This window comes from Frankia sp. CcI49 (genome assembly GCF_001983215.1).
GTDB lineage: Bacteria > Actinomycetota > Actinomycetes > Frankiales > Frankiaceae > Parafrankia > Parafrankia irregularis.
In genome coordinates this window covers 1-8,880 of sequence record NZ_MOWP01000065.1, presented here as the reverse complement: position 1 = coordinate 8,880, position 8,880 = coordinate 1, and the positions used below count along the sequence as shown (strand labels likewise).

9 protein-coding genes are annotated in these 8,880 nt (G+C 69.4%); 4 read left to right on the top strand and 5 right to left on the bottom strand.

Annotated elements, in window-relative coordinates; translation table 11 throughout:
* The 4 genes from CcI49_RS39240 to CcI49_RS39225 form a co-directional block, all read left to right on the top strand.
* The coding region (locus tag CcI49_RS39240; RefSeq protein WP_198955763.1) for a cobalamin-dependent protein at positions 1–303 on the top strand (303 nt) is incomplete at its 5' end.
* Positions 304–1,077: 774 nt separating this feature from the next.
* Complete coding sequence (locus CcI49_RS39235; protein ID WP_076834813.1) at positions 1,078–1,668, top strand: TetR/AcrR family transcriptional regulator; 591 nt, start codon at positions 1,078–1,080, stop codon at positions 1,666–1,668.
* A 144-nt stretch (positions 1,669–1,812) separates the two neighbouring features.
* Positions 1,813–2,523: a type 1 glutamine amidotransferase domain-containing protein gene (locus tag CcI49_RS39230; protein WP_076834810.1), complete on the top strand. Its 711-nt coding sequence runs from the start codon at positions 1,813–1,815 to the stop codon at positions 2,521–2,523.
* Entirely contained in the window at positions 2,520–2,855 is a 336-nt protein-coding gene (locus CcI49_RS39225; protein WP_054569554.1) for a TfoX/Sxy family protein, read from the top strand. The genes CcI49_RS39230 and CcI49_RS39225 overlap by 4 nt, the downstream gene beginning before the upstream one ends.
* Positions 2,856–2,916: 61 nt before the next feature.
* On the opposite strand, the gene CcI49_RS39220 is transcribed toward CcI49_RS39225, so the two are convergent.
* From CcI49_RS39220 to CcI49_RS42970, 5 genes are all read right to left on the bottom strand, one after another.
* Positions 2,917–4,452: an MFS transporter gene (locus CcI49_RS39220; protein ID WP_083749992.1), complete on the bottom strand. Its 1,536-nt coding sequence runs from the start codon at positions 4,450–4,452 to the stop codon at positions 2,917–2,919.
* 85 nt (positions 4,453–4,537) lie between these two features.
* A complete protein-coding gene (locus CcI49_RS39215; protein ID WP_083473671.1) occupies positions 4,538–5,461 on the bottom strand; it encodes an SDR family NAD(P)-dependent oxidoreductase in 924 nt (307 codons plus the stop codon).
* Positions 5,462–5,507: 46 nt separating this feature from the next.
* Positions 5,508–6,755 carry a pyridoxal phosphate-dependent aminotransferase family protein gene (locus CcI49_RS39210; protein WP_076834817.1) on the bottom strand — a complete coding sequence of 416 codons (1,248 nt, stop codon included), beginning with the start codon at positions 6,753–6,755 and terminating at the stop codon, positions 5,508–5,510.
* Between the two features lie 27 nt (positions 6,756–6,782).
* On the bottom strand, positions 6,783–7,910 hold the full coding sequence (locus tag CcI49_RS39205) for a sulfotransferase (protein WP_083749991.1): 1,128 nt from the start codon (positions 7,908–7,910) through the stop codon (positions 6,783–6,785).
* A gap of 689 nt (positions 7,911–8,599) precedes the next feature.
* On the bottom strand, positions 8,600–8,880 hold a 281-nt coding region (locus CcI49_RS42970), incomplete at its 5' end, for a hypothetical protein (protein ID WP_347280178.1).

Sequence of the window (8,880 nt, the reverse complement as noted above, 5' to 3'; positions counted from 1 at the left end):
GCCGCGGTGGAGGAGGATGTCCACCTTGTGGGGTTGTCGGTGCTGTCGGGTTCGCATATGAACCTGGTGCCCGAGGTGCTGGACGGGTTGCGGGCCGCTGGGCTCGGGGACGTACCAGTGGTGGTGGGTGGCATCATCCCGCCCGCCGACGCGGACAGGTTGACCGCGCTCGGTGTCGCGGCGGTCTTCACTCCGAAGGACTACGGCCTGACCGAGATCATGCGAGGGATGGTGAACATCGTGCGCACGGCGAACGGCCTCGCCGGTGCCTCGCCTGTCGTGGGCGACACCAGCTTGGGGTGATGGCCGCCCATCGTCACCGGGCGCGCCTGACGTTCGGACCTCGAAAGCGGCAGTTCTGTGGTTCGCGGTGGACGTGGCCGGGGTGCCACCTTCATGGTCTTCGACCACTCTGCGTGACGATGAACCCAGGTGTGGTGGTGACGGCGTGATGCCGGACTGCGTGACATGGACCGAACTAAGCTGGCAAGAGCTAACAGGGCGATGGTTGCTGACCAGGCCGAACATCATATCGCGGTACACGGTGGAACCAGCCAACAGGGGCGCGGCGGCACTCATAATCCGTCGGTCGTGGGTTCGAGCCCCACCCGCCCCACCAAAATCGCAGGTAGATGGCCATTTTCGAGCCTTTCGAGCTTGCCGCGAAGATCGCAAACCCCACGCTTTGTGCAGCCGATGCTGGCCATCATTGATCGCCAGCATCGCTCGTCGTCGGCGCTTGGAGCGCTCTCCGGCGATCCGACTCTCGGATTGCGGTTGAGGCGCATCGTGATCGCTCCGCCTCGATCCGGCCGAGGTGGGTGGCGGTCGGCGCCGAACTCGACGCCACGGAGACCATCTGGCGGTTCTTCGCCGCACACCCCGTCCACACGCCGACCCGTCCAGCGACTGACCATCCTCGGCCGTGCCCGTCGGCCCGCCCGCCTGATCCCGACAGTCGGACGGGCGGGCGGGCCGCCCCGCTTCCTGGCCGACCGGCGGCGCCGGGTTGACAGGTCTGGACGCTCCGCTAGATTTGTGGTCGATCGACCAACTATTTGGAAGTGGCGGAGGGCGATGGGGCGGCGGCAGCTGTTCGACTCCGACGAGGTCCTGCTGACGATGATGCAGCTGTTCCGCCGGCAGGGCTTCCACGCCACGTCTCTGCGGGACCTGGAGGCCGCGACCGGGCTGCATCCCGGGAGTCTGCATCGCTCGTTCGGGAACAAGGACGAGATCTTCCGGTCCGTGCTGGACGCATACGTCGACAGGGTGGTCCGCGGCCGGGTCGCCGAGCACCTCGAACGAGTCGACGATCCGCTCGCCGGCGTCCGCGGCTACTTCACTTCGACGTTCGAGACCGGGCTGGATCGTGACCCCGGCTGTCTGGTGACGAACAGCGCGGTGGAGTCCTACGCGCTCGACGAGCTCACCACCCGCGGCGTGCGGCGCGGGCTGGACGCCATCGAGCAGGGCTTCGCCGGTGCGGTGGAACGTGCCCGCGCGGTCGGGCAGGTCCCGGCAGGCCCGCCCGCTGCCCGTCTCGCGCTGCGGCTGCTGGTCGACTACCAGGGCGTGCTGGTCCTGGTGCGGTCCGGCGCCGAACCATCCCGGCTGCGGCAGGTCACCGACGACATCGTGACCTCGCTGCGCAAACCACCTGGCTGACCAGCCACCCGCTCCGCCGAAGCGGTTCACCCTCGGCCAGGCGCGAAACAGCGCCCGAACCCGGCCCGGGGCACGCCAGCCCTTCGCTGGCTGATCGACCACCTACGTCCGCTTCGCCGTGCTCAGATTCTCCTGGAGGCTCCTTTGTCCGGCTCCCGAGCAGTGCTCGTCCTCACCTCGCACGCCCGCTTCGGCGACTCCGACCGTCCCACCGGATTCTGGTACGAGGAACTCGCCGCCCCGTACCACGCCCTGACCGACGCCGGAATCGAGGTCATCCTCGCCTCGCCCGCCGGCGGGCAGCCTCCTGTCGACCCCGCCAGCCTCGCCCCGGCCGCGGCCACCGACGCGGTGGACCGGTTCCGTGCCGATCCCGACGCCCTCGCCCGCCTCGCGGCGACCGTGCCGCTGGCCGGCCTGGATGTCGGCGCGTTCGACAGCGTGTTCCTGGTCGGCGGGCACGGGACGATGTGGGACTTCCCCGCCAACCCGCCACTCGCCGACCTGCTGACCTCGGTTCTGTCCCGGGGCGGGACGGTTGGGGCGGTCTGCCACGGCGCCGCCGCGCTCGTGGACCTCCATGTCGGTGGACGCCCCGTAGTCAACGGCCGGCAGCTGACCGCGTTCAGCGACAGTGAGGAGGAACTGGTCGCCGCGACCGGCCTCGTACCGTTCTCCTTGGAACAGCGGCTGCGCTCGCTGGGCGCGAACTACCGCGCGGGCCGGCCCTTCGCCCCGCACGTCCTGCGCGACGGCCAGCTCGTCACCGGACAGAACCCGGCCTCCTCGACCCGGGTCGCCGAACTCGTCATCGAGACGGCTCGGCCGGTCCGGACCGCCCCCACCCGGCCGTGAGCGGGCAGCGCGACCTCGCCGAGCACGTTCTCGACCAGGTCGAAGGGCTCGGCGGGATGAGCCTGCGACGGTTCTTCGGCGGCTGGGCGATCTGCCACGCCGGCCGCCAGGTCGCCATGGTCATGGACACCGTCTACGTCAGGGTCCCCGACCGGGAACGGCCGGCGTGGGAGAGCGCGGGCAGTCGGCCGTTCACCTACCAGGCGGCAGGCGGAACCGTGACCGTCCGCGCCTACTACAGCGTCCCCGACGACGCGCTCGACGACCGCGAAGCCCTCACCGATCTCGTCCGCCACGCCATCGGCGGCCTCGCTGGACCGGTGGGGACGTGAGGGCCGTCGCCTTCGTCGATGCCAGCCGAGACCCCGCCGGCCGCGGTGGGACCGGCGGCGTTCACCTGCTCGGCGCGGGCGGTGGCGGGGATGGCGCCTCGGGCTCGGGTGGCGCCGGCCGGGGGGTGAAGAGTGCCGCGGTCCGGGCTGCGGTTTCCCGCGCCCAGCGGCCGGTGGTGAGAACGCCGAGTGCGGCGATGGTCAGTCCGCAGCCGGTCATGATCCACCAGGGTGGTGCGCTGGTTGGGTCGATGGCCGCCGTTCCGGAGCCATCTGTGACGCGATGGGCGGCCACCGAGCCGAAGACCGCCACACCGAGGGCGATGCCGATCTGCCGGCTGGTACCGGCGATCGCTCCCGCGACGCCTGCCTGGGCGAGCGGCATGCCGGACACCGCGATGTTCGTGGTCGGGGCGCTGACCATTCCGAACCCGACGCCGAACAGCACGTACGCGCAGATGACCGGCGCGAGACTCTCGTAGCTGCTCAGGAAGGACAGGATGACTCCGCTGGCGGGTATCGCGATCCCGGCGATGATCAGCGCCGGTCGAGGGCCGTGGCTGGCCACGAGGCGACCGGAGATCGGCGACGTCAGCGTCGCGACGGCCGCCATCGGGAGTGTCAGCAGGCCGGCGTCCATCGCGGAGTAGCCGCGCACGGCCTGGAGGTAGAGCGTGTTCAGGAAGAGGAATCCGGCCATTGCCGCGTACGCGCAGATCGCGATGGCCGTGGCCCCGGAGAACGGTGCGCTGCGGAAGAACCGCACATCCAACAGGGCGTCCGGGCGCCGCTTCTCCCATGCGACCAGCCCGGCGAGAGCGAGGGCGCTGGCGATGAACATGGCGACTGTCGGTGGGGAGGCCCAGCCGGCCTCCGGCGCCTCGATGATCGCGTAGGTGACCGTACCGAAGGTGACGGCGACGAGCACCTGGCCTGCCGGGTCGAAACGCCGGGCCCGCGGCGCCAGCGACTCGGGCAGATATCGTCCGGCGAGAATCAGTGCGAGGGCGCCGACCGGTACGTTGAGCCAGAAGATCGACCGCCAGCCGATCGTGTCGACCAGCAGCCCGCCGACAACCGGCCCGAGCGCCAGGCTCAGACCGACGATCCCGCCCCACAGGCCGATCGCACGCGCTCGCTCGCGGTGATCGGTGAAGGTGTTGGTGATGATTGCCAGCGCGACGGGGTTGAGCATCGAGCCGCCGACCGCCTGGACCATCCGGAATGCGGTCAGCCAACCGAGCCCGGGCGCCAGGCTGCACAGCAACGAGCCGATCGAGAAGAGCGTCAGTCCGGTTCGGAACACGCGCCTTCGTCCGAACCGGTCACCCATCGAGCCGGAGAACAGCAGCAGGCTTGCCATGACCAGGCTGTAGGCGTCCACGGCCCACTGCAGCCCGGAGTCCGCGGCGTGCAGGTCGCTCCTGATCGACGGCAGGCCGACGTTGAGGATCGTCGCGTCCATCGCGACCACGAACACGCTTGTGCAGCAGATCGCCAGCACCACCCGCCGCCGGCCGGCGGCCAGCCCTCCCGACACCGCGTCGCCGGCACCGCGGACGACGTCGACGCCAGGTGGCTGCGGAGTGGACGCCATCAGCGCTCCGATCGTTGTGGGCGGCGAAATGCCAGGCCAGAAGCCTGGAACTACGCGCCGCAGGTGCTCGGCCGCCCGGCGGCGGCTACGGCCGCAGGCCGATCAGCCGGCGGGTCAGCCGCTCGTAGGCCGGCCAGGGGAGCAGGGCGTGCAGCGCAAGCTTGATCCAGGCGTCGGTGCCGATCGGATGACGCAGTCGCGGGCGCCTGCGGGTGGCCAGGGTCGCGACCAGTTCCGCGACCTCGTCGGGGTCACGCAGGTGGTGGGCGATGTACTCGCCGTAGAACGCGCGCAGCCGGACGAAGTCGTCCGCGTAGGGCGACTCGACCGGGACGGGGGCGTCCAGCAGCGGCGTGTCGTAGATCGGCGTCCGGTAGGAGCCCGGTTCGACGAGCACCACGTCGATGCCCGAGTGCCGCAGTTCCAGCCGCAGGGTCTCGGCGTACCCCTCGAGAGCGAACTTCGAGGCGCAGTAGACGCCGAGCAGGGGAGTCGGTGCCCGCCCGCCCACGCTGGAGATCATCACCACCCGGCCCCGGCCCCGTGCCCGCATCGCGGGCAGGACGGCGTTGGTCATCGCGACCTGGCCGAACAGGTTGGTCTCGAACACCGATCGCCACTGCGCCAGCGGTGCCTCCTCGACGAAGTTCGGCGGTGCTGTCCCCGCGTTGTTGACCAGTACGTCGATACGGCCGGTCGCGGCCAGGACGTCGGCGACGGTCTCGTCGATCGTCCGCTGGTCGGTGACGTCCAACCGGAGCACCGTGACGTGCTCGTCGGCGACCTTGTCGAGCGCGCCGCGGCGGCCCAGGTCGCGCAGGGTGGCGACGACGTGGAAACCCCGCCGGACCAGCGCCGGGACGCTGCGCAGCCCGATGCCGCTCGAACACCCGGTGACCAGGGCGACTGGTCGCCCCGCTGGCCGGGCGACCAGCGGGGCGACCAACGGGGTGAGCGGCCGGGGGATCGCCGCGGACGGTGACGCAGGGTCTGGTGACTGGGAATCCATGGTGCCCCTCGCTCGGCCCGGCCCGCGGCAGGTTTGTTGGGCGCTGTCAGAAACCGTGGATCGTGCGGAGCTCGGCCAGCGTTTCGACGAAACCGTCGAGCTGCTCGTCGGACAGTCGATTGTTCACGAGCAGACGGATCACCGCCTCGTTCCTCCGGACCGCCGGATAGACGAACATCGGCACCAGGTAGCCGCGCTCGAGAAAATCCCGCCGTACCCGAACGGCGGTCTCGTTGGAACCGACGGCGATCGAGGTGACGAAGGTCGGCGTGGAATTGATGGTGCATCCGACCGCGATCAGACGTTCCCGCAGCCGGTCAATCCGGTCGAGATATCGCTCCATCACCGACGGGTCGCGCCGCATCCGCTCGAGCACGTGTGTGATGGCCTGCGCGGTGGGCGGCTGGATGTTCGTCGTGAAAATCGACGTGCCTGAGAGGAAACGGAATGCGTCGATGGCGTCCGCCGGCCCGACGACGGCTCCGCCGGACAGGCCGACGGCCTTTCCGAACGACACCATCCGGAAGGTGGCGCGGCGCAGCGCCTCGTATTCCGCCGCGAACCGGTGGCCACCGTTGCCGTACGCCATGAACCCGTTGGCGTCGTCGACGAAACTGACCGCCCCGAACTCCTCGCAGGCATCGAGGATCTCGCCCACAGGCGCCATCGAGCCGTCGGACGAGTAGACCGTCTCGAAACCGACCACGACCCGCCGGTCGCCCAGCTCGGCCAGCAGCTTGCGCAGCTCCGCGACGTCGTTGTGCTCGAAGTCGAACAGGTTGCGTCCGTACTTGAACCCGTCGGCGGCCTTCCACATGCTCCAGTGGCTGTCCCGGTCGAGTACGAGGACCATGTCGGCGTTGTTCACCCCGGGTTCGTCGGCGAACGAGAACCGGGCCTTCATCGCGTGGACGAAACCGAAGTTCGCCAGCAGGCCGGTGGCGAAGGTGAGTGCCTTCTCCTTGCCGGTGATCTCGGCCACGAGCCTCTCGAGTTCCAGGTGCGGCCGGGAAAGGCCCTGGACCAGCCGCGAACCGCCGACGACCAGGCCGTACTCGGCCGCCGCGGCGGCGAAGACCCTGCGGACCTCCGGGTCATGCTGCCAGCCCAGGATGCCGATGCCGGAGAAGTTGACCATGGGACGGCCGTCGACGCTGATGACCGCGTCGTTGACCCCGTCCAGCTCGGGGGTGTCGATGAACTCGCCGGTCCGCCGGGTCTGCGCGATCCATTCGGAGAAACCCCACCGGGCCAGGGCCGCTTCCGCCGTCCCGGTGGGCGCCGTCGTGGTCATCATGTCTCCGTTCGGTGCGGTGGGCGGTCAGACCACACCGGCGAGGCGGGCGTCGGCCTGCTCGGCGGTGACGCCGAACTCGGCGAGGTCATAACGGTGGGAGCGCAGCCGGTCGTCCTCGGTGAGCACCTCGGCCATGGCGGCGCGGGCATGCTCGGGCACCGGGCGGCCGAGCCGCTCGTAGATTCCGGCGACGACCCCGTGCGGGTCGGCGGTGAACTCGTCGAACTCCACGTCGTGGAAATGGGCCTGGTCGTGGCGGGCCCGGTCCGCCGCGAAGCGGGTCAGGGCCCGGTCGGCCAGCTCGAGCAGGGCCGGGCCGATCGCGTCGCCGTGGAAGCTGGTCGACTTGCCCGCCGCGAGCCGGCTCACCATGCTGCAGGCCGAGCCGAGCACGGTGCTGGCCGGCCGGCGGTGGGTGTGCACGATCAGCGCGTCCGGATAGGTGGCCAGCAGGGCGTCCAGGCACAGCATGTGGCCGGAGTACTTGAGCACCCAGGTCCGGCCGGGCGTGGGCAGCCCGATCAGCTGCAGGTTGCGGCGGTGGCGCTCGYAGGCGGCCGTCCAGTCCTGCCCGGCCAGCCAGCTCGAGTAGGTCGGCACGTGCCCGGTGAACTCGAAGAAGGCCGACATCATCGACTGACGGGTGAGCAGCCAGCATTCCTCGACCTTCGCCGCGTCCCGGTTGTGGATACCGAGATAGCCCGGGTTCCGATCCAGGAATGCCTGGATCGCTCCCTGGACGAGCTGGAAGATCGGGTCGTCGGCCCAGCTCGGGCGCGGCGGACGGGGACGCGGAGCGGCGCCCAGCCACAGTTCCAGGCCCTGATGGGCCGGATCGGCGGTCAGCAGCCGGTGCAGCGTGGTCGTGCCGGTGCGGGGCATTCCGATGATGAACAGCGGCCGTTCGATCGGAACCTCGGCGTACTCGGGATAGCGCTGCCAGCCGGCCTCGCTGAACAGGCGGGCCACCAGAATGTCGCGCAACTCGTCGCGGGCCATCGCGACGCCGAGCGGTGTGAGGTCGGCCTCGTCCTGGTAGGCGGCCAGGATGACCTCAAGCCCCTCATGATAATCGGGCGGACCGAAATCGGTGAGGCCGGTCAGGGCCGTGGCGGCGGCGTGAATGTCGTCAACTGTTCCGACCTTGTCCACTGTGGATGCTCCCGTGATTCGCCGATGGCCGTTTCTCGAGAAGCGGGATCCTTCCAGGGTATGTTCGCAGGCGCTGAGAAACCCCGACAAGTAATGCACCGAACCGATTCGTACCCGCAATCGATCCATCGCCTCGTGCTTCAGTGCGGCCGGATGGTTCGCGCATCATTGCCACTCGATGGATTCTCCTTAATCCCGATCGGCCAACTTTCAGTGGTGGCAGATCCTTGCCTGAACGGGATATGACCAGCCAAAAGTGCCGACGGTTGTCGGCTGCTGAGCAATGGGTCGCCGGCCGACAGGTTGACCGCGGGTGCTCCCAGCAGCGCTGTCGACCAAAACCCCTGATGGAGATCTCGCCGAGCTCTCTGACGAGATGGCGATCAGCGCCGTGATGCTCGCTGAGCTCCCTCGGCGGGTAGCAGCGTGAAGGAGTATCCGGTCCGCCCGGTGGCGTGAGAGGTGCCCGTCCGGCGACGACGGGCGCAGTAGCTCCCGCACCTCGGAGATCGTGATCAGCTAGCCCACCACTTTGAAGCTAGGAACTACCGCCCTAGGGCGCAGGTCCGCTCCGCCGAACGGTCGCGACCCGTCGACCCAGAGTCGAATTCGGCGGTGCCGTAGGTGGACGCTGTACGAGGCAAGCCAATGAGGCCGCCGTCGACAGAGCCTGTCAGGCCCGATCGTGGTTAGCCGGCTGGGCGTCGGTTTCCGCACGAGTCACGGTACGGATCAGTGTCCATATCGGAGACAGACTTACGCCATTCAGACTCGGTCAGACCATGATCTACCAGCCGGCACGCCACCTCGAAGGCATGCTCCCGTAGCCATTGCAGCTCCTCGACATCCCACAACCGCACTGTCCCCTCGTAGCCGCTGGTTGCCAGCAGCCCGTCCGGCCCGAACGCCACCGCGGACACCCAGCCGGTGTGGTCGAGGGGCTGGCCGAGGGGGCGGACCTGCTCAGGGT

Excerpts from the sequence above, each read along its gene's own strand:
- CcI49_RS39235 (WP_076834813.1), top strand. The coding sequence starts at position 1,078 with ATGGGGCGGCGGCAGCTGTTCGACTCCGACGAGGTCCTGCTGACGATG.
- CcI49_RS39220 (WP_083749992.1), bottom strand. The coding sequence starts at position 4,452 with ATGGCGTCCACTCCGCAGCCACCTGGCGTCGACGTCGTCCGCGGTGCC.
- CcI49_RS39210 (WP_076834817.1), bottom strand. The coding sequence starts at position 6,755 with ATGACCACGACGGCGCCCACCGGGACGGCGGAAGCGGCCCTGGCCCGG.
- CcI49_RS39215 (WP_083473671.1), bottom strand. The coding sequence starts at position 5,461 with ATGGATTCCCAGTCACCAGACCCTGCGTCACCGTCCGCGGCGATCCCC.